Origin of the sequence: uncultured Campylobacter sp. (genome assembly GCF_905373215.1) — a bacterium.
Lineage (GTDB): Bacteria > Campylobacterota > Campylobacteria > Campylobacterales > Campylobacteraceae > Campylobacter_B.
This window is the reverse complement of the sequence record NZ_CAJPRT010000007.1, coordinates 77,218-103,266: the sequence shown is the minus strand read 5'-3', so window position 1 is coordinate 103,266 and position 26,049 is coordinate 77,218. Positions and strand designations below refer to the sequence as shown.

The window sequence follows — 26,049 nt, the reverse complement described above, 5'->3', positions numbered from 1 at the left end:
CTGAAATTTAGGCAAAATACGGCTAAGCTAGCAAGGCTTGCCCGACTAAATTAGCCGCAAATTTAGTCGCAGAAGCGCTCGTCAGTGCGGTATTTCTTGCGCTCGGCGATGTAATCGGCTCTGTTTTTCGGATCGGCGAAATACTGCTTTTGCTTCTGCTGATCGGCTTTGAGCTTTTCTATCACTTCCTTTAGAGCCGCCTTGCGGTCGCTAGCGATGGATGGGAATTTATCCGAAAATATCGCTTTGTACGGATGATCCTTTACCCAATCGACTGCCTTTTCGATTATGATCTGCTGCTTGTCGATGTCGCAGAATGCGTAGGGGTTGATCACGTCGCCCGCAAGGTGCATGAAAGCGGAATTTGCCTCGACCGTCTCTGCAAACATCGCGCCGCTGACGTCGATTACTGAGGCGAAGGAGATGAAGCGGTATTTGCCTGCGTAGAACCAAAACACCGCGTCGTCCTTAAGCCCTAGATCATAAGCGCGTGCAGCGACGGTCATCAGCGTGGTCGGAGCGACCATGTCCGGGGCGTCCTCGATGATTTTGATCGCCTTTTTTAGGCTCGCCACGTCGTTTTTCATCAACAGATCGTCGATCGGCTCGTAAACATGCACATATTCGGGCTTACCATCCTTGGCCGAATAAAACGGCGAAACATAGATGTCGATCGAAGTGATTTTTTCTACCTTGTCCTCGCCCTGGGCGCTCAAAGTCGCCGCCGCCGCCGCACACAGCAGTAGTGAACGAAATTTTTTCATGGTCTCTCCTTTGGCTAAATTTTTATAAATTTCCTCGTAATTATACCTTGAAATTTAAGAGCGGAGCTTGATTTTTAACGAATATATTTTTGCGGAATTTTAATTTTTGCAGCGGCTCTATTTTCTTTTGATTCGGCTTTAGCGCGACGCTTTGCGTAGTTAAATTTAACGTCGTTAATCGTAAAATTTAGCTCGCTCACGCAAATTTTATAAATTTTGGCGCCTTTTAAAAGAGCTAAATATTCGCCGTTTCCGTACGAGCCGCAGCCCTCATTTTTGTTATTTTTCGAGCCCTCTGCGCCGAGAAAATTTAGGCTGATTTTTCTGTCGAATTCTAGCGTTTCGCCTTTAAATTTAAACAAAAATAGCTCATCTTTGTCGTTATCAGCGAGGCAAAACAGCACGCTTCGCTCATCCAGCGCGAAGTCGCGGCTCGCAAAAACATAATCGCTCTTTGAAAATTCTAGCTCGCACGTTTCCATAGCCGCGGAGCCCGGTTTATAAGAACTGATTTTTGGAGTATACGCCGCAACTTGCCCGTCCTTGATACGCACGAAATCAAAACCACTGCAATAGTGCGCATAGCACGCGCCGCCAAATAGATTTATCGCGTAGCAGTCGTGAATCCGGCTGAGGTCAAATCCATAGAGCTTTTCGCCCGCCTCGTTCCAAACGGCGAGTTCACACTCGTCTCCGCCGAAGTTGCCGAAGAGCCCGTCGCCAAAATATGAAACGTAGAGCCGCCCGCCTTGCGCTATGATCTTTGCTATGCCGTCGCCCACGCAAATTTTGCCCGTCCGGGCGCCCAGCTCATCGATAAATTTTAAATTTTCCTCGCCGCGTTTTAGCTTCTCATCGTAGCGTGAGCGAGCGTTTAGTAGCGCCCAACGGCTTGGAAAATCCACGGGCACGGCGAAGTGGTAGCCGTTTTCGTCCGCGTCGGTTTTTATCTCGCGCAGCCGCCCGTCTTGCATAAATTTGATGACGTATTCGCCCGCATCCTCGCATAGAAAATATATCTCGCCGCGCTCGGTGATGCCGATGCTGACGAGCTCTCGCGCCTCTTTTGGCGCCAGTTCGTAGCAAGGGGTTAAATTTAACCGCGATTCTTTGATTTTAATAGACTTTGACATTTTGATTTTTCAAATTTTACCGTTACAGCTCTTTCGATCTGTAATCGTAGCTGAAATCTTTCGGCGAGTAGTAATTAAGCGTGTTGCCGTCCACTTCGCCGTAAGGATAGCCAAAATTATTGATCGGAAATTGCGCCGGGCGCGGGCTTAGCGTGAAGTCTCTGCCGTAGTTAAAGCCGATCCAGCACATCTCCCAGTTACCAAATAAATACTCGCGGATTTTAGCGAGCTTGCTGTCGTCATTGCTTAGCTTCTCGCCCAGGCGCACTTTCGTAACGTCTGCGGGATCGACCGGGATCCAGCCGTGGCCTTTTAGATAAAATTCCGCCCTACAGTGCTGCGCGCCTGAGATATGGCTGACGCCGTCTTTAGGCGCGGCGCCCATTTGAGCACTAAATCTCGACGCGCCGACGCGGATGCCAAACATCTCTCTTGCGGCGATGCCCTGCGCGCGGCAAAGTGCAACGAAAACGCTATTTATGTCGGTGCATTTGCCACTTAACTTGCCGCTACTTAAAATTTGCTTCACGTCCCCTAGCCCGCAGCCTAGCACGCTGTTATCGCGCTGCATAGTGTTTGCCACCCACGTATAAATCGCACGCGCCTTTTCCAGATCACCCTTGATGCCGCCTGTGATCTCGTCTGATTTTTGCTTGACGACGCCGTCGATTTGAATCTGCGTGCTAGGCTCTAAAAACTTCGCTACCTCGGGGTTAAGCTTTTCGTTCGGATTAAATTTTACCTTGCTAAAGTCGGTATTTCGCTCAAAGGTCTCGACGCTAAATTTAATGTTTAGCGTGGGCTTTGTCACACCGACGTAGCCAGCATAGAGCGTCGGAATTTCGCCATAGTCCACGGACGGATCGTTGAAATTGCCGTCAAATTTTATGTCGCTTACCTTTTGATATTCCGTGATAAGAGGAAGCGATATCCAAAGCCGAGTCTGCTTACCCTTCTCCAAAATTTCGTGATTTAGCGATAGCCCGAAAGCTCTCTTTTTGCCAATGACTTTTTCCCCGCCCAAAATGGTACTCGGAGTTGCCATAACGGCGCCTAAAATCGCAGTGTTTCTTAAAAAATCGCGTCTTTGCATGAAATGCCTTCAAAATAAAATGGCTAAGCCTTAGCCCTAATTACGCGTGGATTTTAGCCTTTTGCGGCTTTGAAATCGCTAAATTTAAAATTCCGCTCGCTTTAAAATTTTAGAATTTTGCCCGCTCTGGAATTTTAAAATTTCAAAATTTCGTTTTAAGACATAGCGCGAAATTTCGCCAAAGCGGGCATGATAGCCCGCAAACTAGGCGTGCAGGCAGTATGTATCGGCGGCACAAGCAAAACTACGCAAAAAGCGCCGCTGTCGCAAAGCCAAGCGTGCGCTTCGATGAAACGGTTGAGCTTCGACGAAGCGCGGCGGCTTAGCTTAAGCAAAATGCGGCGGTAAAATGCAAGCCACTAGAGGATTAAATTTCGCGCGAAAAATACTCGTAGATAAAATTTTTAGGCGAGTACGGATCTTTCGGCGTGCCGCCCACTTCGCAATACGGATGCGAAAAAATTTCGATCGGAACGTGCGCTGGGCGCGGATTTAGCACGATTTCTCGAGCGTAGTTAAAGCCCAGCCAGCACGGCTCCCAGTTACCGAAAAGATATTCGCGTACCCGCGCCAGCTTAGAATCATCCTCGCTTAAGCCTTCGCCCAGCCGCACCTTCGTAACGTCCGCGGGATCAACCGGGATCCAGCCGTGGCCTTTTAGATAAAATTCCGCTCTGCAATGCTGCGCGCCGGAAATTTCAAGCGCATTGCCGCTTAAGGCGCCCATGACACCCATTTCAGGCGAAAATTTCTGCGCCGCGCCCGTACGGATGCCGTAAATAGCGCGCGCAGGAATGCCAGCTGCCCTGCAGAGCGCTACGAACACGCTATTTATATCGGCGCATTTGCCGCTTAGCTTGCCGCTGCTTAAAATCGCCGCTGCATCGCCGCTGCCGCATGCGATCACGCTATTATCGCGACTCATATTTTTTGCGACCCACTCATAAATCGCGCGCGCCTTTTCCAGATCGCCTTTAAGCGAGCCGGTGATCTCGTCTGATTTTTGTTTTGCAGCGCCGCCTACCGGAATTAGCTTTGAAGGCTTTAAAAACTCCTCGATTTCAGGGCTCAAGCGCTCGTTTTCATTAAAGCTTACCTTGCTAAAATCAGTGTTTCGCTCTGAAATTTCAATATCAAAGCTAAGCTCAAAATAATCGTCATCTTCGCCTACGACGCCTTGCTCGCCGTATTTGCCGACGCCCGCTCTTGCCTCTTTATCGGGTGCGAAGCGCGCGTAGTACGTGCTTATATGATCTCCGCAGATAGCCGATTCTTGCGCATTTGAGCGGGCGTGATATTCGCCAAGCAACCTCTGATACGGCTCTTGCAGCACTAACGGCAGCCAAAGCCGCACCTCTGCGCCACCACTTGAAATTTCGTGATTAAACCTGAGACTAAATTTTCTCGTTTTTGCTTCTTGCATTTTTGCTCCTTTGCTTGAATTGCAAGTCGATTTTATCTCTTTGCGCCTTAAAATGGATAAAATTTTATGTTAAAATGGCGCTAAATTTTGAAATTTTAGGATTAAAAATGGATCTGCAAAAAATCAGAGACGAGAACTTTAAAAAGCTGCAAAGCGGGCAAAACTGCGAAATTTTAAGCGCGATCGAGGCGCTGCAAATAGGCGAGTGCTGCTGCGAGTGCGGCGACGTCGTGCGCGCAAGCTTCAACGCTAGCGCGGAGCAAAGAGATGAAATTTCGCGTATCGCGCGAGCGCTAAAGCCGTGGCGCAAGGGGCCTTTCGCGCTGAATGATCTTTTTATCGATACCGAGTGGCGAAGCTTCGTGAAATTTAACCTGCTACGGCCGTTTTTAGATCTGCGCGGCAAAACCGTCGCCGACGTGGGCTGCAACAACGGCTACTACATGTTCCGCGCAAGCGCTCTAAAGCCTGCGCGGCTTGTGGGATTTGACCCGAGCGCGCTATTTTACCTGCAGTTTCGCTTTATCGAGAAATTCCTCCGCAGCGGCGCGAAATTCGAGCTTTTGGGCGTGGAGCATCTGCCGTTTTACGAGCACAAATTCGATACGATCTTCTGCCTCGGCGTCATCTACCACCGCAGCGACCCCGTAAAGATGCTAAAAGATCTACGCACCTCGCTAAATGCGGGCGGCGAAGTGTTTTTAGACACGATGTATATCGAAGGAGAGGGCGATTTTGCGCTGTGCCCGAAAAACAGCTACTCGAAAATTTCAAATATCTACTTCGTCCCGACCGTCGGCGCGTTGCAGAATTGGTGCGAGCGGGCGAAATTCAGAGATTTTGAAATTTTGGCTCAAAAGCCCACGGATGCTAGCGAGCAGCGCAAAACAGAGTGGATCGACGGGCAAAGCTTGGAGAATTTTCTAGATCCGCACGACAACTCGCGCACAATCGAGGGCTATCCCGCCCCGAGGCGTATCTACGTGCGGCTTCGGGCGTGATTTGCATTTCTAAAAACGCGTAAAATTTTACTGAATTTAATCAGTTCGCGGGGAAAATTTTGCATTCGACAGAGCGCGGAATTTAGCTAAATTTGGCGGACTCGAGTCGGATTGGATCGCATTGTAGCGGCCAGGGTCGGTACGGCGGCGCAAATTTTAAATTTCGCCTTTTGCGCTACGCTTTACACGCACGGCAGCACGAATTTTAAATTTTGCTTTTGCGTTACGCTTTGCGTCTTGCATGCGCAGCGGCGCGAAATTTTGCTAAATTTAATCAAGCGGCGGTAAATTTTAAAATTTTATCTGCGCAGCGCATGCTGGTGCAGGCATCGTGCGAACGCAGCGCAAAATTTAACGCCCGCAGCGGCAAATAAAGCGGTAAATTTCGGCGCCTGCAATGCGAGTCAAGCGGCATCAATTCCAGTGCCCGCGAGCAAAGCGGTATAAATCTCGAACGCCGACCAGCTTTACACCACTTCACCGCTCTTTGCGCGACGAAGCGCGGTTAAATTTAAACTATCAGCGCTTTAAAAGCTGCAAAAAATATTTTAAATTTTGCCTCTCGGCCTGCAGACTCGTATTCGGACCGTGTCCGGGATATAGCGCAAAATCGCCCTTTATCTGCAAAATTTTATGCAAAGACTCTTTCGTCTGCGCGCCGCTTGAAAAGGGAAAATCCCACCTGCCGATAGAGCCTTTGAATATGACGTCGCCGCTAAAAATCACGCCGCCCACTTCGATCATACAGCTGCCCGGCGTATGTCCTGCAAAAAGGCTAAATTTAACGTTAAAGCCTGCTATTTCAAAGCTTTGCTCCTGCCCTTTTACGAGTACATCAGCTTCTATGGGCTCGGGCATCGTCTCAAAAGGATCCGCCCGCAGCATAAAAGCGTCGCTTTCGTGGATATAAATTTTAGCGCCCGCCCTTTGCAGCTTCGCGTCATCATAAACATGATCGAAATGCCCATGCGTATTCAAAACCGCGGCGATCTTTCCCGTATTTTGCATCACCCAATCAAAGCTGCCCTGTCCCGGATCGATCACCAGATCGCCCTGCTCGCCCTTTAGAATGTAGCAGTTCGTCACGTATTCACCGAAAGCTTTTTTTAAAATTTGCATTTAAATCCTCCTTTTAAGCTTAAATTAAAGCCGTAATTTAGCCAAAAATAGTTAAAATTCGCGCAATTTAACGTAAAATTTTAAGGCTAAATATTATGTTTTTGGACGATTTGCTGCCGCAACTGACCGATTTTTTATCGGAGAGACTCGATGAGACGGGCGCGAACGCCTTTGTAGTAGGCATCAGCGGTGGGCTTGACAGCGCCGTGGTTTCCGCGCTTTGTGCACTTACTGAGATCCCTACTTACGGGCTTATCCTGCCTAGCGCGGGTTCAAATTTAGAAAATATGGCAGACGGCATCTTTCACTGCGAATCCTTTAATATCCCCTACGAAATCCAAGAGATCGCGCCGTTTGTAGAAAATTTTACCGCTTTAAATCCTGGCGCAAGCGCTCTTCGCATCGGAAATTTCGCTGCGCGAATACGCATGAGCTTGCTTTATGATTACAGCGCGGCTAAGCGTGGCGTAGTCGTAGGCACGAGCAATCTTAGCGAGAGGATGCTAGGCTACGGCACGATCTACGGAGATCTAGCCTGCGCATTTAATCCGATCGGAGAAATTTTTAAAAGCGATCTGTTTAAATTCGCAAAAATTTTATGCATAGACGATGCGATCATCAAAAAAGCCCCAAGCGCCGATCTATGGGAAAACCAAAGCGACGAACGTGAGCTTGGATACAGCTACGAGATTTTAGATAGCGTGCTAAGAGATATTTTTTCGCACGAAGCGCTACGGACGAAATTTCGCTCAGGCGAGCGAATAAACGCAAACGATCTAAAATATCTGCAAAACTCGCGCCACAATCAAGAGCTGGTAAAATTTATCGTCCGTAGAATTCTTAAAAATAATTTTAAGCTTCGCGCGCCCGCGGTTGCTCGCATAGAGCCCGCACACTAAGGAGAGATTTATGAAAGAGATACCGTTTTATAAGGCTCAAATCGATAAAAAAGAGGAAGATTTAATTAAAAGCGCCCTTTATAACAGCGATATAAGATATAGCGAAATTTTTGAAGAGGATATTTGTAAGTACTTCGGCGTAAAGCATGCCGTATCGACTACGAGCGGCACGACGGCGCTGCATCTGGCTCTTTGTGCAATGGATATTAAGCGCGGAGATAAAATTTTATGCTCCGTAAATTCCTTCCCCAACGTTGCCGAAGTGATCCGTCACTTCGACGCAGAGCCCGTTTTCGTAGATATCGATCCGATAAGCTTTAACATCACGAGCGAAAGCCTTGCTCGCACGATAGATCAAAACCGCCACAAGAAACTAAAATGCGCTTTCATCTCGCACATCGCAGGGCTTGCTGCGGATATAGACGCCATCAGCGAGGTCGCCAAAAGCGAAAATATCATCCTTATAGACGATGCGTGCCGCGCTATGGGCGCTACCTATAAAGGCGCAAAAATCGGAGCGCTTAAAAGCTCGCTCATATCGTGCTTTCAGATCAATCCTCAAGCGCAAGACGCGATCTCTACGGCGGGTTTTTTCGTCACGAACGACGATGAGATCGCAAACGCCGCACAAATTTTAAGAAATGGCGGCATCGTAGGGGACGCCTTTTACAAAGACGGCAACATGTCCTTTACCTACGACGTCGATCGCATCGGTCAAAAATACGATCTTAACGCCATAAATTCCGCCTACGCGATCGCCCAGTTTGAAAAAACCGACGCCTTTATAAAGCGCCGCAAGCAGATCGCCGCAGCCTACCGCGAACAGCTCGCAAACTGCCCGCACGTGACGCTTCCAAGCGACAGCGAGGAGCATATCTACACTCAATTCATCGTAAAGATCGACAAAAATCGCGACGATTTCGCCAAAGCACTGATCGCGCGCGGAGTAAGCGTATCGCTGCACTACGTGCCGGTGCATCTGCTAAGCTACTATAAAAGCAAATATAATTACAAGGTCAATGATTTCCCGAATGCGCTTAAAAACTATCAGCAAATTTTATCCCTGCCGATCTACACGGCGCTTAGCGACGACGATGTGAGCTACATCTGCGAGCAGATCAAAGAGATAGCGCAAAATCGTGTTTAAACTCCTAATCGAGCGAAACTTATACGACCCGAGCCCCGCGTGGCTTGCGCTAGGAGTGATTTTAGCGCCGCTATCGATGCTCTATACGTTTATCGTCTGCCTAAAAAGGCTCTTTGCTAAGCCGCAGAGCTTTAAAATTCCAATAATCAGCGTCGGAAATTTAACCCTCGGCGGAAGCGGCAAAACCCCGCTAGTGCGAGCGCTTTTTAAAGAATTTAACGGGGAGCTCAAAACCTGCATCATCCTTCGCGGATACGGGCGCAAAAGCAGAGGCTTGCTCGAAGTAGCGCTCGGTGGACGGATACTTTGCGACGTGGGACAAAGCGGAGATGAGGCGATGGAATACGCGCTGTTTTTGCGCGGCGCAAACGTAATCGTCAGCGAAGATCGCGCTGCAGGGATTTTGCGCGCGCAAACTCTCGGCTTTGAGCTGGTGATCTTAGACGACGGGTTTTCTAAATTTAATATCTCTAAATTTGATATCTTGCTGCGCCCGCAAAGCGCGCCGAAGCTGCCCTTTTGCCTGCCCTTCGCCGCGTATCGCTACCCGCCGTTTTTTTATAAATTTGCGGATTTCATACCCGCGCAAAGCGATATTTCGCAGAGCTTTAAGATCATTTCGGCGGCCGATCTGCAAAGTAAGCTAAACGGCGCGGATGAAATTTCAAATCCTGCGGATGAAATTTCAAATTTCGCCGCGGATAAAATTTCGGATTCAAATTTAAATCGCGCCGCGGATGAAATTTCGGATTTAAATTTAAATCGCGCCGCGGATGAAATTTCAAATTTAAACCCCGCGGCTGCGGATAAAATTTCAAACTCCAAAGAGGCGAACTTTGAGAGATCCCGCACGATTTTAATCAGCGCCATCGCCAAGCCTTGGCGCTTGCAAGCGTTTTTGCCACTCGCAAAAGCCCACGCATTTTTCCCCGACCATTATGATTTCAAAAAAGAGCAGATTTTAGAGCTGCTAAGGCGCGAGGATGCGGAGCATATCCTTTGCACGGCGAAAGATTACGTGAAATTAAGGGATTTGGGCGCGGAAATTTCGGTGATTTTGCTAAATTTAAAGCTAAGCGAAAACTTTATCCGCAAAATTCAAAACTACATAAACCAAGCTATGATAAAATAAGGTTTTTAAAGGAATTTTATGATAAAAAAGAGCAAAACCGCCGAAGTCATCATCTCTGCGCTGCCCTATATCCGTAAATTTAGAGATAAAATTTTTGTCGTCAAATACGGCGGCGCGGCGCAAACCGACGATACGCTCAAGCTTGATTTTGCCCGCGATATCGTGCTTTTGCATATGGTCGGCATCAAGATTATCGTCGTGCACGGCGGCGGTAAAAAGATCAATCAGACCCTGGATAAGATCGGCGTGCAGAGCGAGTTTAAGGACGGGCTTCGCGTAACGAGTAAAGACGCGATCGAAATTACCGAGATGGTGTTAAGCGGCGCGGTAAATAAAGAGATCACGGCGCTTTTGAACCAAAACGGCGCGCCAGCGATCGGCATCAGCGGCAAGGACGGCGGGCTCTTGAAGGCAAAATTCCTCGATGAGAAAAAATACGGCTTCGTAGGCGAGATCACCGAGGTAAACACCAAACTGATAAACGACCTGCTGCAAAAGGACTATCTGCCGGTGATCGCCCCGCTTGCGGGCGGCGAAGCAGACGAAAACGTGAGCTTTAATATTAACGCCGATCTCTGCGCCAGCAGGATCGCAGCCGCGCTAAAAGCGAGCAAGGCGATATTTTTAAGCGACATTGACGGCGTGCTTGATAAAGAGGGAAATTTAATCAGCAAACTCGATGCCGCGCTAATTTCGAAGCTTAAAAAGGACGGCACGATCGCAGGCGGCATGATCCCAAAGGTCGATGCGTGCCTGCAATGCGTGCGAAACGGCGCAAATGCCGCGCATATCATCAACGGCAAAATTCCGCACTCGATCCTGCTTGAGCTTTTCACGGACGGCGGCATAGGAAGTTTGATAAAGGAAGAAATTTAGGCGCGAGGCGGATGCGGCAGGCTTAAAACCGCAATGCCGCAAGTCCGTGCAAAAAGTCCAAACGATCAAATTTAAAGCGCCTAGGCGGGCGTAAATTTTAAAATTTTAAAAAGGAAAAAGATGAAACTGGTTTCTACGAGAGATTTTTCGCAAAAAGCGGATCTTAGCTACGCGCTGCTAAATCCGAGCGCGAGCGGCGGCGGGCTTTTTAGCCCCGAGAGGCTGCCGCTTTTGAGCGAGGATTTTTTTAAGCAGTGCGAGGATCTGAGCTACAAACAGATCGCGCTTAAAATCATCGAAAGCTTCGATTTTGACGTAAGCAGCGAGGTCTTTGAAGACGCGCTAAAGCGCTACGATAAATTTGAAAATCCCGCCTGCCCCGTCCAGATCAAAAAGCTAAGCGAAAATGCCTATATTTTGGAGCTTTACCACGGTCCGACGCTCGCGTTTAAGGATATGGCGCTGCAGCCCTTCGGCGCGCTTTTAAAAAGCATCGCAAAAGCTAGAAATGAAAAATTTTTGATAATGTGCGCCACGAGCGGCGACACGGGACCTGCGACGCTAGAGGCTTTTGCGGACGACGAAAACATCAAAGCGGTCTGCCTCTATCCGCAGGGCGGCACGAGCGAGATACAGTGCCAGCAGATGGTCAAACAAAGCGCGGCAAATCTTAAAATTTTAGGCGTGCGCGGCAACTTCGACGATACGCAGCGCGCGCTAAAATCGCTGCTGGCTGATGAGGATTTCAAAAACGAGCTCGCGCGGGCGAATTTAAACTTAAGCGCCGCAAACTCGGTAAATTTCGGCAGGATTTTATTTCAGATCATCTACTACCTCTATGCTAGCATCTATTTCTCAAAGCACGGCGTATTGAGCTTTGAGCAAAATTTAAAGCAAAGCGATCAGTGCACGGCGGGCGGCAAAAATTTTGGCGCCGTAGCGAGCGCAAACAGCGCACAGAGCGCAAAACCAAGCGCTAAATTTAACACCTTCGACGTCATAGTGCCTAGCGGAAATTTCGGTAACGCGCTGGGAGCATATTTCGCCAAAAAGATGGGCGCAAAGATCGGTAAAATCAAGATCGCTTCAAACGCGAACAATATCCTGACCGAGCTTTTTACGCGCGGCATCTACGACCTGCGAAAGCGCGAGCTCATCCGCACGATCAGCCCTGCGATGGATATTTTAGTTAGCTCCAACGTCGAGCGGCTGCTTAGCGATATGTTCGGCGATGCGCGCACGAGCGAGCTGATACAGAGCCTGGCGCGAGACAAATTTTACAAACTCAGTGAGAGCGAGCTTGCGAAGTTGCGCGAGGTCTTCGAGGCGGATTTTTGCGACGATACGCAGTGTGCTAAGTTTATCAAGCAAGAAAGCAACCACGGCGTGCTCGTAGACCCGCACACGGCGACCTGCTTTAAGCTACTTGACGAAAGCCGCCTAAATCTCGTCATTTCGACCGCGAAGTGGATCAAATTTACGCCGTCGATGATCGGCGCGATCAAAGGCAGGGCTTGCGAGGACGAAAGGGCCGATATGATCGCGCTTTCGAAGGAATTCCGCAGCGATATTCCGCCGCAGATCTCGCGCCTTTTTAGCGCGCCGCAGGTACACTCCAGCGTCGTGGAGCAAAGCGAGATCAAAAACGCCATAATGGAGTGGATAAAAAAATGATAGTAATCCCCGCGCGCCTTGCTTCGACGCGCTTTAAAAATAAAATTTTATGTGAGTTTGACGGCGTGCCGATGTTTATCAAAACAGCTCAAAATGCCGCAAAGGCGGACCGCGTGCTAATCGCCGTGGATGAGCCGCAAATTTTAAAAATCGCGCAAGATTACGGCTTTGACGCCGTCCTCACCGCGCGCGAGCATCAAAGCGGCACCGATCGGATCAATGAAGCGGTCGCAAACGCAGCGCTTGCGGAGGACGAGATCATCATCAATATCCAAGCCGACGAGCCCTTTTTTGAGAGCGAAAATTTGATTAAATTTAAAGATTTCGCCAACGCCATGATCGCGCAAAAGGGCGCATTTATGGCGAGCTGCTATAAATACATAAGCCAGCAGGCGGCAGGAGATCCAAATTTAGTCAAGCTCGTGCTTGATAACGCAGGCTTTGCGATCTATTTTTCGCGCTCGCTCATCCCCTACCCGCGCGCGGCATGCGAGTGCTACCTCGGACACATCGGCATCTACGCATACAGCGTGCGAAATTTAAAGCGGTTTTGCGCCCTGCCCGCCTCGGTGCTGGAAGACACCGAAAAACTTGAGCAGCTTCGCGCCATAAGCGCGGGCGAAAAGATCGCGATGCTCGGCATCGAGACTGCTAGCATCGGCATCGATACGCCGGCTGATTACGAGCGCGCGCTAAAGGAGTTCGGCAATGGAAATTGATCGCGCCTTTTTAAACACGAAATTTAAAGCGAGCGGACCCACAAAATTTAACGATAATGGGCTGTGCGGCACAGTATTTGGGGTGCACAGACCCGCCGCGGAATGTAAAATTCTAACGACGCATAAAATTCTAATGGCGCGCGGGATTTTAAAATTTAAAAATGCGAGCGCAAGATGAATTACGATGAATACAGATCTGCGGTAGATACGCTAAATGCGTGGGCGCGGGCATATTACACCGACGATAAACCGATCGCAAGCGACGAGGAGTACGACGAGCTTTATTCGCAAGCGGAGAAATTTGAGGAGCAAAACCCCGAGCTCGCGCTGCCGTACTCGCCTACGCGGCGCATCGGAGGCTCGATCAGCGAGGGCTTTTCCAAACTCGCTCACGGCGCGCAGATGTGGTCGATGGAGGATATTTTCGACGACGCGGACCTTTTGGCGTGGCTAGCTCGCGGCGAAAAGAGCGGCGCGCAGTTTTACGTCGAGCCGAAATTTGACGGCGCGAGCTTAAATTTAACCTACGAAGGCGGCGTGCTGATAAGCGCGGCGACGCGCGGCGACGGACTCGTGGGCGAGGACGTGACGCAAAACGCAAGAGCGATCAAATCGGTGCCGCTTCAGATCCCCTACGCGCAAAAGATCGAGATCCGCGGCGAGACGCTGATCGCAAAGAGCGATTTTGACGCGCTAAACGATGAGCGCGCCGCAAACGGCGAGAGCCTGTTTTCAAACCCGCGCAACGCCGCTGCAGGCAGCCTGCGCCAGCTAGATAGCGCGATCGTAGCGAAGCGGAAACTAAAATTTATCCCGTGGGGGGTGGGCGAGCATTCGTTAAGCTTTGCGCTGCACTCGCAGATAATGGAGTTTGTGCGCAGTCTCGGCTTTTTGCGCGACGAGTTTTGCCGCATCTGCACGGGCGCGAGCGAGATCAGGAGCGCGTACGAGGCGCTGCATAGCATGCGCGCGAGCAAAGATCTGATGCTAGACGGCATGGTAATCCGCGTAAACGAGCTTTCAAAGTGCGCACAGATGGGCTATACGGTGAAATTTCCGCGCTTTATGGTCGCGTACAAATTCCCCGCGGTCGAAAAGGTAACGCGGCTGCGCGAGATCAATCTGCAGGTCGGCCGCACCGGCGCGGTCACTCCCGTAGCCGTCGTAGATAGCGTAAATATCGACGGCGCGAACGTTTCAAACGCGACGCTTCATAATTTCGACGAGATCGCGCGGCTGGGGCTGATGAAAAACGACTTCGTGGGCATCATCCGCAGCGGCGACGTGATCCCGAAGATCACGAGCGTTTACAAACAGCGCAGAGACGGCACGCAGAGCGAAATTTCGCGCCCGAATCGCTGCCCGGTTTGCGGCGAAAGGTTGCTTGACGAAGGCGCGCTCATAAAGTGTCAAAACATCGATTGTAAGGCGCGTGTGATAGGTTCGCTGATCTATTTCTGCTCTAAAAAATGTATGAATATCGAAGGCTTAAGCGACGCGACGATCACGCAGCTTTTTGAAAGCGGCAAAATTTCAAAGATCGGCGATATTTACGCCCTCGGCGCGCAGGATTTGGCGGATCTTGAGGGCTTTGCGGATAAAAAAATTTCAAATCTTTTGGGCGCGATAAATGCGAGCAAAAACGCGCCTCTTGAGCGCTTCATCGCTTCTTTGGGGATCGAGCACATCGGCGAGGTGGCCGCGCGCAAGATCGCCGCGGCATTCGGGCAGGATTGGCTAGATGCGAGCGAGGATGAAATTCTGCGGCTGGAGGGCTTTGGAGAGGCGATGGCAAGGAGCCTAGCGGAGTTTTGCAAGATAAATCGCGAAAAAATTCTAAATTTAAGCGAAATCATCAACCCGCGCCCGCCCCAGATGCAGACCACCAAAAGCGCCTTCACGGACCGCAGCGTCGTTATCACCGGCACGCTCAGCCGTCCGCGCGACGAGTTTAAGGCCAGGCTTTTGGCGATGGGCGCGAAGGTTCAAGGCTCGGTATCTGCTAAGACCGACTTCGTGCTCACGGGAGAGGACGCTGGCTCCAAGCTGCAAAAAGCTCGCTCGCTTGGCGTGCGGGTGATCGACGAGAGCGAGTTTGAAGCGCTTGCGAGCTCGGCGACGCTCGGCGCAAATCCACCCGGCAAGAGCGAGCCTGAAGCGCTCGCGGGGAGCGGCGAGTGAAGGTTTTTTGTTTGGTACCGAACCCGCACGCAAACGGCGCGAGATTAAATTTTAAAAGCAACCTCCGTCCTGCGGCGCTTGCGTGTTCTATAAAACGCGAGAATTTTAAAAATTTTGTAACGCACGAGCAAGTGGCAAAAACAATAAATCGAGCGGTCGATGTAAGATCGCTGGGCTCTAAGGCGTGCGTAAAAGCGGCAGATCGAGAGGCGGTTTCTGCGAGGCGTGCGGGCTCCGCCTGCCGCGGCGCCAAGACGGCGAGCGTAGCGCCGATAGATAGGGCTGCAAGCGAAAATATTTTAAATTTTGCGCCGCTCAAACACTGCGCGGATAGGAAAAATTTTAAAATTTTCGCTAGCGACGAGATAAAATTTGCAACGCACGGCGAGCCGAAATTTAAAATGCGCAGTATGATTAAATTTACGGCACGGCGCGGGCTAAAGTTTGAGCCTTGCGGCACTGCTGCGCGCGGCTTTGCTTTGTGCGATAGAATTTTAAACCCAAGGCCGCTCAAAAGCTGCGCAAGCTTTAAAATTTCATCGCGGCGCGGAGAAAAAGCAAAATGAGATTTGATCTGCTCGTCGCAAATACGCTTAAAATCAGCAGAAATCAGGCCGCTGCGCTGATAAAGCAGGATAAAATTTTGCTGCGAGGCGCCGTGCAAAACAGACCTTCCGCGCAGATCGCGCCCGAGCAGAGCGGCGAAATCAGCGCGATTGATCAAATTTACGTAAGCAGGGGCGCGCTCAAACTTGCAGGCTTTCTGGACGAGCTCGCCGAAAACGGGCTTTTAGCAAGCTGCGGCGCAAATTCGCCTAGCGCGGCGGCAGAAATTTCAAAGCCGTGCAGCGGCGCAAAGAGCGCGGATAATAAATCGACAGCGACGCAAAGAGCGGGCGAAGTAACGATGCAAATTTCAAATGTAGATTTTGCGGCTACGGATAAAATTTTAGGCGCGAACGAGGCTGATAAAATTCCAAGCGCGGCTGCCGCGACGACAAAGAGCGCGAAAGCGACTACCGAGGCGATCCGTACCGCAAAAACTAGCGCCGATACGGCGAAGCTTTTACAAACCGGTGCAGGCAAGCAAACAGTCGAATTTTTACAGACGAGCGCAGGCGTCGAAACGGCAGAGTTTTTGCAAGCAGACGCAGATGCCGAGACGGCAGAGATTTTAATTGCGGCGAAAGCCTCCAAATCGGGCGGCAAGGCGGGCGTGTGCCGCAACGAAGGCGGTGCGAAGCCTATGCAAGCAGAGCCCTTGCAAAAAGATATTTTAAATTTGGCGGGAGCCGATGTTTTGGACGTGGGCAGCAGCACCGGCGGATTTGTGCAGATTTTATTGCAGCGCGGCGCAAAGAGCGTGACTGCGCTTGACGTCGGTAGCTCGCAGCTAAGCGAAATTTTGCGACGTGACCCTCGCGTGATCGTGCGCGAAAACACCGACATCAGGGAGTTTGCAAGCGAGAAAAAATTTGATCTAATTACCTGCGACGTGAGCTTCATCTCGCTAAATTTGATCCTAAAAAGTCTCGCGAGCCTTGCAAAAAGCGCTCTCATCGTGCTATTTAAGCCGCAATTTGAAGTCGGCGCGGAGATCAAGCGAAATAAAAAAGGCGTGCTTAAGGACGAAAAAGCGGTGCGTGCCGCGCGAGCGAAATTTGAGCAGCTATGCGCCGAGCTGGGGCTTGCCACGCTGCACGCTAGCGCCTGTAAAATCACGGGGAAAGAGGGAAATAGGGAATTTTTCTATCTTCTAAAAAGGATGAACGATGAAATTTAAAAACTTAATTATATTGGTGTTTTGCACGATATTTTTGGGCTCATGCGCCAAAAGCCTGAGCCCGAAAGCGCCGCTAGTAAAAAATTTCGACATCGCTAAATTTAGCGGCGGTTGGTACGAGATCGCTCGCATAAAAGGCGGCGGCGAGCTGCAAAACACCGCGTACGAGTGCTTTATCGATAAAAACTCCACGATCAATCTTTTAAAAACCGCTAAAACAAGCTCGGGCAAAATCGAAAACGAGCAGCACGTGTTGGAGTTTGCGGGCGATAAAAACATAGGCCTGCTCTATCAAAAAGGCCTGATTTCAGACTCACTCTACCGCGTGGCGCAGGTAGACGGCGACTATCGCTACGCCCTGATCTTCGGCGCCGATACGAGCGAGCTTTACATCCTCTCGCGCACCAAAACCCTGCCCGAGCCGATCCGCATCCTCTATCTGAAAAAGGCGAAGCACAGCGGCTACGACACCAAAAAAATCGTCTGGACGAAGCAGCAATAATGGCTAATCAAAAATCATGTAAAGACCATACAGGGGCTTCGCTGCGGAATTTTAAAGAACAAAATTTCGTATCGCAGAATTCCAGCTTGCAAAATTTTACGGAACATAATTTCACAAGCAATGGGGGAAATTTATCTAAAAGTATCGAACACCCGAAGCAAGAGTTAGGCAAAAATAAAACCGGCGATGCGCACCGCGCAGATGAAGCAGACACCAACACCTCTTGCAACAATGAAACGACTTTTGGCAGTAAAACGGTTTATAATGACGCTTGCAGCAATGGCGTAGACGCGCAAGCTCAAGGCACGCTTCCTGCTTGTGCGGAAGTGCTGCGTACGCGCCTAAGCGAGCAGTTCGCACGAGGCGAGATTTTCGCAACGCTACAAGACGCAAACCGCGATAATGTGCGCGCCGTAGCAATCGGTAACTTCGACGGCATGCATCTGGGGCATCAAAAATTATTTGAAAATTTAGGTGAGCACGGCGCGATAATCGTGATCCTAGCGGGTGGTGGCACGAAGCTAACCCCTTTTGCGTCGCGGCAGGCATTTACGAACAAAAAGATTTTTTATTGCGATCTACGCGCTATTAAAAGTCTTAGCGGAGGCGAATTTATCGAGCTTTTAGAGCAAAATTTCATAAATTTACAAAAAATCGTCGTCGGCGAGGACTTTAGATTTGGGCGTGATCGGGCGTGGGACGTGGAATTTTTAAGGCGCGAATTTCGCGGGCAAACCTGCGTCTTAGGGGAGTTTTGCTTAAGCGGCGGTGGCGTGCATTCAAGCAGGATCAAGGAGCTTTTATCGCGCGGCCAGTGCGAAGAGGCGGCGGAGCTTTTAGGACGAGATTACGAGATCTGCGGACAGATCGTACGCGGCCAGGGACGTGGGGCGCGGGAGTTCGTAGCGACGCTAAATCTTGATGCGAGCGGCTATTTTATGCCAAAAAGCGGCGTTTACGCAAGTATCACGAGCGTGTGTGGCGCGAGTTATAAAAGCGTGAGCTTCTTGGGGCACAGGCTCAGCACCGATGGGGCTTTTGCGATTGAAACGCACATTTTAGGGGACTTTGCGGGCTTTGAGGCGGGTTTAAATTCCGCGCAAGATTACGCGCCGTGCTGCGGAGGGCAAGCCGCACATTTTGCGCAAAATTTAGATGAAATTTCGGCGTGTAATTCAGTAGAAATTTCTACACAAAATTTTGCGTCGAGCGAGAGCTTGGACGCCGAAAATAAAAATTTAGAGGCTGCGGACAAAAACAGCGGCGCGAAATTTGCTTGCGTGAAATTTATAAAGTTCCTACGTGAAAATCGCAAATTTAGCGATCTAGCGCAGCTTAAAGAGCAGATTTTAAAAGACGCTTCAGAGGCGGAGGCGGTACTACGAAGCCGCAAATTTTAATCTACGGCTTGTAAGCTTAAAGATGAAATTTGCGGGCTGTGCGCTTTGAATTTAATGCACCCGTCTGCGCTTCGCATCTATGGCGCATTAAATGAGCCATTTGGGTCGTCCCGTATAAAAGTCATGCGCCCGTTGTCACTGAAAATGCTTGGTACACCATCTGTGTCTGCGATGCCATATGGGAAGTGTACACAAAAGCGGCGCGCAAGCCGATAAAAAGTCGTTAAATTTTAACGACATACCGCCTGCAGGACTTTAACGTACTTTGGGCTTAGGCTTATGTAAGGCGAGGTAAGTGTGAGCTGCACCGAGAATTAAGGGCAATAAAAAATCTTAGTTGCGTTGCGAAGCTTTAAAATTTAGCAGGGCTGAGCTGCCGAGCAAGAGCCAAGCGGCTAAATTATACGCCTAGCTAAACGCGGGATTTTGTCAAGCGCTTCTATTTTTGCGGCGCGTAAAATCGCAAAATGGGCGCGAAATTCTACCAATGGAGCTTTGACTATGCTTTTAGTTTAAGCTCATAATTAAAGAATTTAAAGGAGCTGTTTTGGTAGCGTGAGATTTGGTGGCGTAAAATTTAATGTTGAGAAATTCTAAGCCCGCTAAATACGGCGTAGAATTTTAAGGACGTATTTGCACGGCGTGAAATTTTAAGGCGTGTCAAGCAAGACGCGAAATTTAATCATGCATCGAGCGTATCTGGGCTAGAAGTTGGGCGCAAACTTGGATGCAGCTCGCTTGCATCAAAAGTGCCCATGCTGCGTTTAAAATTTAGGTATGCTTCGCGCAGGGCAAACTAAACGCAAAAATTCCATGCGTAGCGGTCGCAAATCGAGTATCGCGCAAGTGCAGGAAGCACGGTGTGAGAATTCTGCGCTTAGCATGCGTAGGAAGTATAAATCGAGTGCTGCGCGAATAGCGAAACTAAAAGGAAACGGATGAAAGACGAAATTTTTAAAGAGCCCATCAAAAAACAGTTTGAGTTTGACGCCAGCGTCGCGTCGGTTTTTGATGATATGATCGGGCGCAGCGTGCCGTTTTATGAGGCTAGCACGCGGCTTAGCAGCGAGCTTTTAGCACGTATACTGCCGCAAAAGGCGCACGTGATCGATCTTGGCTGCTCGACTGCGACCGCGCTGCTGGCGCTGTTTGCGCTACGCCCAGATCTGCGGCTGTGCGGTATCGACAGCTCGGAGGCGATGATACAAAACGCCCGCGCCAAGGCGGCGGCGTTCGGCGCCGAGCTCGAGCTTAGCGTATCGGACGTGCTGGATGCGAGCCTCGCGGACTGCGACGCCGTGATCTTAAACTACACCCTGCAGTTCATCAGGCCGCCGCGTAGGGCTGCGCTCGTGAGTAAAATTTACGACGGATTGCGCGAGGGCGGGGTTTTGATCTTTAGCGAAAAGATCGTCTACGAAGAGCCTGCGCTGGCGCGCCGGATGATCGAAATTTACGAGGATTACAAGCGCGCGCAGGGCTACTCGCGCTACGAGATCGCACAAAAACGCGAGGCTCTTGAAAACGTGCTCGTGCCATATACGGAGGCAGAAAATCGCGCCTTGGCGCTAAGCGCGGGCTTTAAGCGCGTCGAGAGTATCTTTAAATGGGCGAATTTTATGAGCTTCGCGGCGTTTAAATAGCGAGTAGATATAATGAGTATTATGCCCAAAAGATTTAAGTTTTAAATTGTAACAGCGAGCATTTTAGAAAATTTGCAAAGCAAACATCGCATTGCAATATAAAATTTTGCTGCACTAAAGCTATTTTCATCGATTAAATACGCCATAGCGAGCGCAGTGGCACATTTAAAAAGGATAAAATTCTTAATTTTGCGTTATTTATTCGGTTCTGTTTTAGTGATCAACCCGGTATTTTCGTCGATATTCTCACTTGCGACGCGTCTTTCAAAGCTTGCTATAAACTCGTCGTATTCGATCTTTTTAGCTCTATCTGCTTCGTATTTTTTCATAGCTTTTTGGAAATCGCTACGTTCAAAAAAATCATTCCAAATCGCGAACAATGCAAAAGCTAAAAGTCCCCATATATAGCCGCCGATAAAGAAATTTCCGGTGATACAAAATACGGCGCAGACTATTATATCGGTCACAATATAGCCCACTCCGCGTCTCCCGGCCGGCAAAATGGGCTCGGACAAACGATAAGCGCCTAAGGTATCTACGCCTTTTGAGATATTTTTTAAGCATTCTTTTTCTTTGCTATCATGGCTAGCGGGAGCATAACCAGCGATTTCATCGCCTTCAAAAATATAAAAACCATCGTCCGTTTTTATTTTAAAAACGTCCGCGCCCTGCCCTTTTAACCGAAATTGCCATACCGCTGCACGAGCTGCATCATTCGAAATACCAGCATCTGCGGGGCTGTCTGTGTGGGATCCGGACTCTTTTTTCACATCAATCGCGATACCGTGGAAATAACTCACAAAAATCCTTTAAAACTAAATTTACTTATCCACACCAAATTTAGCCGAACTCCAAAATTCCAAATAAATTTAAACATTTTGTAAGCGAAACGGAGGCCGAAATTCCAAGTATAAAAAAAGCGCCCGCCGTTTGACGGACGCCGTGTATAAAACCGCAGCAGGCAAGCAGATGCCGCCGCGAGCAAAGGAGCTTATTTATCTCTTAAATTTAACTCGCTAACGAGCTTGGAGTAAACTGCGTAGTCTTTGTTTTTAAGATATTTCATCATTCTTTTGCGCTGACCTACTAGCTTTAGTAGTCCTAAGCGAGATGAAAAATCTTTCGGATTTGCTTGCAAATGAGTGGTAAGAAGCGTGATCCTCTCGGTAAGAAGCGCGATTTGCACCTCTGCAGAGCCCGTATCTTTCTCTCTTCTAGCGAATTTCGCAACTATCTGTGCTTTTTGAGCCGTGTCTAAAGCCATTATGACCTCCTGATCGGTAAAATAGGAAGCGATTATACTTAATTAACCTAAATTTTTGCTTTCTTTGTGTAAAATGCACGCTTTGACACCAAAGGAGAGAATAAATGCTTTTTACAAAAGCAAGCGAATACGCCCTACTTTCAATGATCTGCATCGCGGGCAAGGAGGAATCGATGGATGTCGATTCGATCTCTAGCGAGCTTGGAATTTCACGCAGCTTTTTGGCTAAAATTTTACAAAATTTAGCTCGCGCGAAACTTTTGAATTCCTTCAAAGGCGCCAAGGGCGGCTTCGTGCTCGCGCGCAATGCGGACGAGATCACGCTAAGCGAGATCATCAAAAGCGCCGAAAGACGCAAGGCGACGGTATTTGACTGCACCGCCGAGGGGATCGACGCCTGCCCGAACGGTCGCACGCTGTGCCGCGTCAATTTAATGTTCGGCGAGCTTCAGGAGAAGGTCGATGAGTATATGGATACGATCACGCTAGCAAACATCATCGGCAAAGAGCGCAAATGAAAATATATCACCTAAGCCACACCGATCTGGATGGCTACGGCGCGCAGTTCGTCGCGGCGCACTATTTGACGGACGTGGAATTTTTCAACGCCAACTACGGCAAGGAGATAAACGAAAAATTTGAGCTCATCCTCGAGCGCATTGATGAGCGGCTTGCCGCAGACGCAGACGAAAAAAGCCTAGTTTTAATCACCGATCTAAATTTACTACCCGCGCAGTGCGAGAAATTTAGCGGTGAACTGGCGCGCCGCAACGCCCGCGTGATCCTTCTGGATCACCATCAAAGCGGACTTGAGTGCGCGAAGAAATTCCCGTGGTATTTTTTGGACTCGTCGCGCTGCGCCACGAAGATAACGTATGATTTTTTCAGCGCGATGTTCGGCGGCGAGACGCGGCTGGATAAGCTCGTGCGCGTCGTAAACGCCGTGGATATCTGGCTGAAGGAGCAGAGCGAGTTTGAGCTCGGTAAGGTCTGCCTCGGCATGGTCTCGGGCGCGAAAGAGATCAATAAAATTATGTTTGAGCGGGAGAGCAGGGATTATATCTTTTTCCTGTTAGAAAAAATTTTTAAATTTCAAGACGAGCCGAATGCGCACATAGCGCTAGATAGCGCGCTGCACGGCATAAAGAAGGAATTTTTTAAAGGCGAGCGCGACGATACGCTAAGCAATCTCGTCTCGCATTTCGTAGTCGCCCGCCTAAGCGCGCAAAAGCAGCGCTTTGAGATCAGCTACCTCGGTAAAAAGGGCATTTTGACCTACAATATCGGCAACGTAAGCGTCATCGGCAACGACTTTTTGACGCAAAACCCCGATATTGATTTCTTTATCGACGTAACGAGCAAAAAAACCCTCAGCTTCCGCGCCGACGGCAAGATCGACGTAAGCGAAATGGCAAAGCTGCTCCTCGGCGGCGGCGGGCACGTAAACGCGAGCGGCGGGATGTTTGCGGGCTTTAAGGACGCGAGCTCGTACGAAGCCGTAAAGGCGCAAATCGTGGATCTAATCGAGAAAAAAACCCAAATTTCAAAGGAAGAAGATGAAAAATAATGACGAAAAAATCGCCGAGCAGGATCTCATCTACGAGATTAATATCCTGCTTGACGCGATGCTGCTCTACGCGGGCGTGAAACGCGAGCGGCTCGCTGATGCGGCGCAGCTATACATCGAAAACATCGACACAGTGCTTGCGAACTCTGACGCTAGCGGCGCGGATGAAGCGATCGCCGTGGTCGAGTTTTTACGCGGCAAACACGCGGAACTATTCGAAAATAAGGACTAGCTCGCGGAATTTTAAGCAAAATTTTGCGAGCTATAATTCTACGAAGCGCAAACTATGCGGAGTAAAATTTCATTTAGCGCGGAAATTTATAGAGCGAAATCTGCGAGATAAAATTTTGCGAAATAGAATTTCTAAAATGCAAAATACGGAATTTTACGGGTTTAGACTTAAAATTTTAAAATTTAGCAAGCAGGCTTTGCGAATAAAATTTTAAGGCATGGGGCTGCAGAATTTTGTTTTAAAATTTTATGCTGTCAAACAAGAGCAAAATTTCAAGGCTTAGAATTTACGCTAAGAAAATTCCGCGCAATAGCAAATTCAAAATTTTAAGTGCATTTTGCGGCACGGAATTTTGCAAAAATTTTAGGCAATATGGGGCAGCTTTGCTTAAAATTCTAATCTAGGCTTCGCACAGAATTTGCATCAAAACTCCGCGCGGAATTTTGCGCTCAACTAAGGCGCAAAATTTAAATATAAAGGCTAAATCTTTACTTGCCAGTGTGGCGCGAAGATCACGTAGATTGCGGAATTTTAAATTTAAAAGCACGATTCTGCTGTCTAAGATCAAAGAAATGGCGTAGCGTCTAAGCTTGCTGAAATGACAAAGCTCGCTTTGAAAGGAAGAGAGAATTTTATCTGCAAAAGCGCAAAGATGGCATTTTAAGATACTTTTGTCATTTCTAAGAGAAAAAGATCCGCGCCAGAGGCTTTTAAGCAAGCGCGCTTGATAAAATATTATCGCTAGATATGGTGCAGGTGTGGTAACATCCGAACGTAGCGAAATTAAACGAACGCGGCACTCTATCGTCGCAAAGCCAGGCACCGTAAAATAAAAAGCTTGGGCGGGGCGCTAAGAAGTAAAATGTCGCAAAATAAGATATTTGCAAAGCAAGGCGCCGATAAGATGAAGCGTCGTAAAATAGAATAGAAAGCAACGTGTCGATAAAATAGGCACCGTGAAGCAGAATTTCGTAGCAGTAACGCAGAGCGCGATTAAATTTTAAGCAGACGTCGCGCTAAATTTTGAAATTTTATGAATTTAAAACTTTATGAAAGGATAGAAATGAAAAAGATTTTTTTGTTTGCATGTCTCATGCTTTTGGGCTCGCAGCTTTTCGGTGACGATAAGGTATATCGCCTAAGACTTGCTAGTACGTGGGAGGCGACTACGCCCGTTTTGGGAGCTGCCGCCGAGGATTTTAAAAACTATGCCGAAAGCCTTAGTGGCGGCAGGCTTCAGATCCGCATCGATACGCCGAGCAAGCACAAGTCAAGCTTTGGCGTATTCGACTTCGTCAAAAGCGGTCAATACGATCTAGGATATACTTCGCTTTATTATTATAAAGGCAAAGACGCCAAAACTATGCTCTGGACGGCAGTGCCTTTCGGTATGACTACTGATGAGCAGCACGCATGGTATTACTATGGTGGTGGGCGAGAGCTTAACGATAAGATGTTCGCGCAATACGGCATGAAGACCTTTTTGATGGGATCTACCGGCATGCAAATGGGCGGCTGGTTTAAAAAAGAGATCAACTCAGTCGCGGATTTGCAAGGGCTTAAATTCCGCATACCGGGGCTAGGCGGAGAGGTGATGAGCAAGCTGGGTGCCACTATAAACACGGTGCCTACGGGCGAGCTATTTATGGCGTTAGAGATGGGCACGATCGACGCGGTCGAGTGGGTAAGCCCTGTCTATGATATGCCACTTGGATTTCACAAAGTGGCTAAATACTACTACACAGGCTGGCAAGAGCCTATGGGAGACTGCCAGCTGCTGGTAAATCAAAAGGCGCTAGAGAAGCTGCCTGCGGATCTTCAAGCGATCTTAGAGGCTGCAGCAAGACTTGCTGGTGAAAACTTCCAAAATAAGGGCTTTTACGAAAACGCTCGCATTTGGGCGGAGCTAAAAGCGCAGTTTCCGGATGTGCAGGTGCGCGACTTCCCTGCGGACGTGATAACCGCGCTTAAAAAAGCAACGAATGAAATCTTAGACGAAGAAGCGGCGAAAGATCCGATGTTTAAAGAGATCCTAGACAGCCAGCGCGCGTTTTTGAAAATCGGTAGAGAATGGAATAAAATAAGCACCGTAGCCTACATAAATAACGTAAGTGGCATCGCGGGTGAAAGTGCAGCAAATCCAATCTCCACAGGCTCTAGCGGTACGACAAACTCGGATTCTGCAAGCAGCGAAAATCACAGCGCTGCAAGCGATTCTAACGCGACGGACGGCAAAAATTTAGGCGCGACAAAGTAAAGCGGGTGCTGCGAGCGATAAAAATTAAGGCGCGACGAACAGACCGGCGCAATAAATAGCTCAGGAGCGGCAAGCGGCAGAAATTTTAACTACTTTTGCATAAAGTAGATGGAATTCTGCCGCAGCAGCTTTGGCGCAATAACTTCAATATCAGAGCCTAGTTCATAAATCTCGTCCGCAAGAAAGGCAGAAGCTTTGGCACAATAGCTTTAACATCGCAAGCGGCGCGATCTGGCGCAG

General features: G+C 49.0%; 25 protein-coding genes. 18 read left to right on the top strand and 7 right to left on the bottom strand.

Annotated elements, in window-relative coordinates:
• Positions 1 to 62: 62 nt before the first annotated feature.
• The 4 genes from QZ176_RS05225 to QZ176_RS05210 all read right to left on the bottom strand — a co-directional run bounded on the left by QZ176_RS05225 (position 63) and on the right by QZ176_RS05210 (position 4,413).
• A complete protein-coding gene (locus QZ176_RS05225; RefSeq protein ID WP_295151686.1) occupies positions 63 to 764 on the bottom strand; it encodes a cytochrome-c oxidase in 702 nt (233 codons plus the stop codon).
• 74 nt (positions 765 to 838) lie between these two features.
• On the bottom strand, positions 839 to 1,897 hold the full coding sequence (locus QZ176_RS05220) for a hypothetical protein (RefSeq protein ID WP_295151685.1): 1,059 nt from the start codon (positions 1,895 to 1,897) through the stop codon (positions 839 to 841).
• 22 nt (positions 1,898 to 1,919) lie between these two features.
• Positions 1,920 to 2,990 (bottom strand): transglutaminase domain-containing protein, encoded by a 1,071-nt coding sequence (locus QZ176_RS05215; protein ID WP_295151683.1) that lies wholly within the window; start codon positions 2,988 to 2,990, stop codon positions 1,920 to 1,922.
• Positions 2,991 to 3,357: 367 nt separating this feature from the next.
• Complete coding sequence (locus QZ176_RS05210; RefSeq protein ID WP_295151681.1) at positions 3,358 to 4,413, bottom strand: transglutaminase domain-containing protein; 1,056 nt, start codon at positions 4,411 to 4,413, stop codon at positions 3,358 to 3,360.
• A gap of 107 nt (positions 4,414 to 4,520) precedes the next feature.
• Here QZ176_RS05210 and cmoB point away from each other — a divergent pair, with 107 nt between their 5' ends.
• The gene (gene cmoB, locus QZ176_RS05205; protein WP_295151679.1) at positions 4,521 to 5,414 is read left to right on the top strand and encodes a tRNA 5-methoxyuridine(34)/uridine 5-oxyacetic acid(34) synthase CmoB; all 894 of its coding nucleotides are present in this window, start codon (positions 4,521 to 4,523) and stop codon (positions 5,412 to 5,414) included.
• 519 nt (positions 5,415 to 5,933) lie between these two features.
• Here cmoB and QZ176_RS05200 read toward each other — a convergent pair.
• Positions 5,934 to 6,533: an MBL fold metallo-hydrolase gene (locus tag QZ176_RS05200; RefSeq protein WP_295151677.1), complete on the bottom strand. Its 600-nt coding sequence runs from the start codon at positions 6,531 to 6,533 to the stop codon at positions 5,934 to 5,936.
• A gap of 95 nt (positions 6,534 to 6,628) precedes the next feature.
• On the opposite strand from QZ176_RS05200, the gene nadE reads away from it, so the two are divergent.
• The 13 genes from nadE to cmoA all read left to right on the top strand — a co-directional run bounded on the left by nadE (position 6,629) and on the right by cmoA (position 20,489).
• A complete protein-coding gene (gene nadE / locus QZ176_RS05195) occupies positions 6,629 to 7,432 on the top strand; it encodes an NAD(+) synthase (RefSeq protein ID WP_295151675.1) in 804 nt (267 codons plus the stop codon).
• A 10-nt stretch (positions 7,433 to 7,442) separates the two neighbouring features.
• A complete protein-coding gene (locus QZ176_RS05190) occupies positions 7,443 to 8,579 on the top strand; it encodes a DegT/DnrJ/EryC1/StrS aminotransferase family protein (protein WP_295151673.1) in 1,137 nt (378 codons plus the stop codon).
• Positions 8,572 to 9,711: a tetraacyldisaccharide 4'-kinase gene (locus QZ176_RS05185; RefSeq protein ID WP_295151671.1), complete on the top strand. Its 1,140-nt coding sequence runs from the start codon at positions 8,572 to 8,574 to the stop codon at positions 9,709 to 9,711. Before QZ176_RS05190 ends, QZ176_RS05185 begins: the two co-directional genes overlap by 8 nt.
• Before the next feature lie 18 nt (positions 9,712 to 9,729).
• The gene (gene argB, locus QZ176_RS05180; protein ID WP_295151669.1) at positions 9,730 to 10,587 is read left to right on the top strand and encodes an acetylglutamate kinase; all 858 of its coding nucleotides are present in this window, start codon (positions 9,730 to 9,732) and stop codon (positions 10,585 to 10,587) included.
• A 120-nt stretch (positions 10,588 to 10,707) separates the two neighbouring features.
• Positions 10,708 to 12,261, top strand: a complete 1,554-nt coding sequence (gene thrC, locus QZ176_RS05175; protein WP_295151667.1) for a threonine synthase — start codon at positions 10,708 to 10,710, stop codon at positions 12,259 to 12,261.
• Positions 12,258 to 12,980 (top strand): 3-deoxy-manno-octulosonate cytidylyltransferase, encoded by a 723-nt coding sequence (kdsB, locus tag QZ176_RS05170; RefSeq protein ID WP_295151665.1) that lies wholly within the window; start codon positions 12,258 to 12,260, stop codon positions 12,978 to 12,980. The genes thrC and kdsB overlap by 4 nt, the downstream gene beginning before the upstream one ends.
• Positions 12,970 to 13,158 carry a hypothetical protein gene (locus QZ176_RS05165; protein WP_295151664.1) on the top strand — a complete coding sequence of 63 codons (189 nt, stop codon included), beginning with the start codon at positions 12,970 to 12,972 and terminating at the stop codon, positions 13,156 to 13,158. The genes kdsB and QZ176_RS05165 overlap by 11 nt, the downstream gene beginning before the upstream one ends.
• Positions 13,155 to 15,161 carry an NAD-dependent DNA ligase LigA gene (gene ligA / locus QZ176_RS05160; protein ID WP_295151662.1) on the top strand — a complete coding sequence of 669 codons (2,007 nt, stop codon included), beginning with the start codon at positions 13,155 to 13,157 and terminating at the stop codon, positions 15,159 to 15,161. Before QZ176_RS05165 ends, ligA begins: the two co-directional genes overlap by 4 nt.
• Positions 15,158 to 15,727, top strand: a complete 570-nt coding sequence (locus QZ176_RS05155; RefSeq protein WP_295151660.1) for a hypothetical protein — start codon at positions 15,158 to 15,160, stop codon at positions 15,725 to 15,727. Before ligA ends, QZ176_RS05155 begins: the two co-directional genes overlap by 4 nt.
• Entirely contained in the window at positions 15,724 to 16,944 is a 1,221-nt protein-coding gene (locus tag QZ176_RS05150) for an SAM-dependent methyltransferase (RefSeq protein WP_295151658.1), read from the top strand. The genes QZ176_RS05155 and QZ176_RS05150 overlap by 4 nt, the downstream gene beginning before the upstream one ends.
• Entirely contained in the window at positions 16,934 to 17,446 is a 513-nt protein-coding gene (locus QZ176_RS05145) for a lipocalin family protein (protein WP_295151656.1), read from the top strand. The genes QZ176_RS05150 and QZ176_RS05145 overlap by 11 nt, the downstream gene beginning before the upstream one ends.
• The gene (locus QZ176_RS05140; protein ID WP_295151654.1) at positions 17,446 to 18,846 is read left to right on the top strand and encodes a riboflavin kinase; all 1,401 of its coding nucleotides are present in this window, start codon (positions 17,446 to 17,448) and stop codon (positions 18,844 to 18,846) included. The genes QZ176_RS05145 and QZ176_RS05140 overlap by 1 nt, the downstream gene beginning before the upstream one ends.
• Positions 18,847 to 19,784: 938 nt before the next feature.
• The gene (gene cmoA, locus QZ176_RS05135) at positions 19,785 to 20,489 is read left to right on the top strand and encodes a carboxy-S-adenosyl-L-methionine synthase CmoA (protein ID WP_295151653.1); all 705 of its coding nucleotides are present in this window, start codon (positions 19,785 to 19,787) and stop codon (positions 20,487 to 20,489) included.
• A gap of 194 nt (positions 20,490 to 20,683) precedes the next feature.
• Here the strand turns inward: cmoA and QZ176_RS05130 are convergent, their stop codons facing one another.
• Both QZ176_RS05130 and rpsO read right to left on the bottom strand, forming a co-directional pair.
• Positions 20,684 to 21,289 carry a hypothetical protein gene (locus QZ176_RS05130; RefSeq protein ID WP_295151651.1) on the bottom strand — a complete coding sequence of 202 codons (606 nt, stop codon included), beginning with the start codon at positions 21,287 to 21,289 and terminating at the stop codon, positions 20,684 to 20,686.
• A 191-nt stretch (positions 21,290 to 21,480) separates the two neighbouring features.
• A complete protein-coding gene (gene rpsO / locus QZ176_RS05125; RefSeq protein WP_005871877.1) occupies positions 21,481 to 21,753 on the bottom strand; it encodes a 30S ribosomal protein S15 in 273 nt (90 codons plus the stop codon).
• Positions 21,754 to 21,857: 104 nt separating this feature from the next.
• Here rpsO and QZ176_RS05120 point away from each other — a divergent pair, with 104 nt between their 5' ends.
• From QZ176_RS05120 to dctP, 4 genes are all read left to right on the top strand, one after another.
• Positions 21,858 to 22,271: an Rrf2 family transcriptional regulator gene (locus QZ176_RS05120; protein WP_295151649.1), complete on the top strand. Its 414-nt coding sequence runs from the start codon at positions 21,858 to 21,860 to the stop codon at positions 22,269 to 22,271.
• Positions 22,268 to 23,320: a DHH family phosphoesterase gene (locus QZ176_RS05115; protein ID WP_295151647.1), complete on the top strand. Its 1,053-nt coding sequence runs from the start codon at positions 22,268 to 22,270 to the stop codon at positions 23,318 to 23,320. The genes QZ176_RS05120 and QZ176_RS05115 overlap by 4 nt, the downstream gene beginning before the upstream one ends.
• Positions 23,310 to 23,552: a hypothetical protein gene (locus QZ176_RS05110; RefSeq protein WP_295151645.1), complete on the top strand. Its 243-nt coding sequence runs from the start codon at positions 23,310 to 23,312 to the stop codon at positions 23,550 to 23,552. Before QZ176_RS05115 ends, QZ176_RS05110 begins: the two co-directional genes overlap by 11 nt.
• A 1,063-nt stretch (positions 23,553 to 24,615) precedes the next feature.
• Positions 24,616 to 25,809 (top strand): TRAP transporter substrate-binding protein DctP, encoded by a 1,194-nt coding sequence (dctP, locus tag QZ176_RS05105; protein WP_295151643.1) that lies wholly within the window; start codon positions 24,616 to 24,618, stop codon positions 25,807 to 25,809.
• Positions 25,810 to 26,049: the final 240 nt, after the last annotated feature.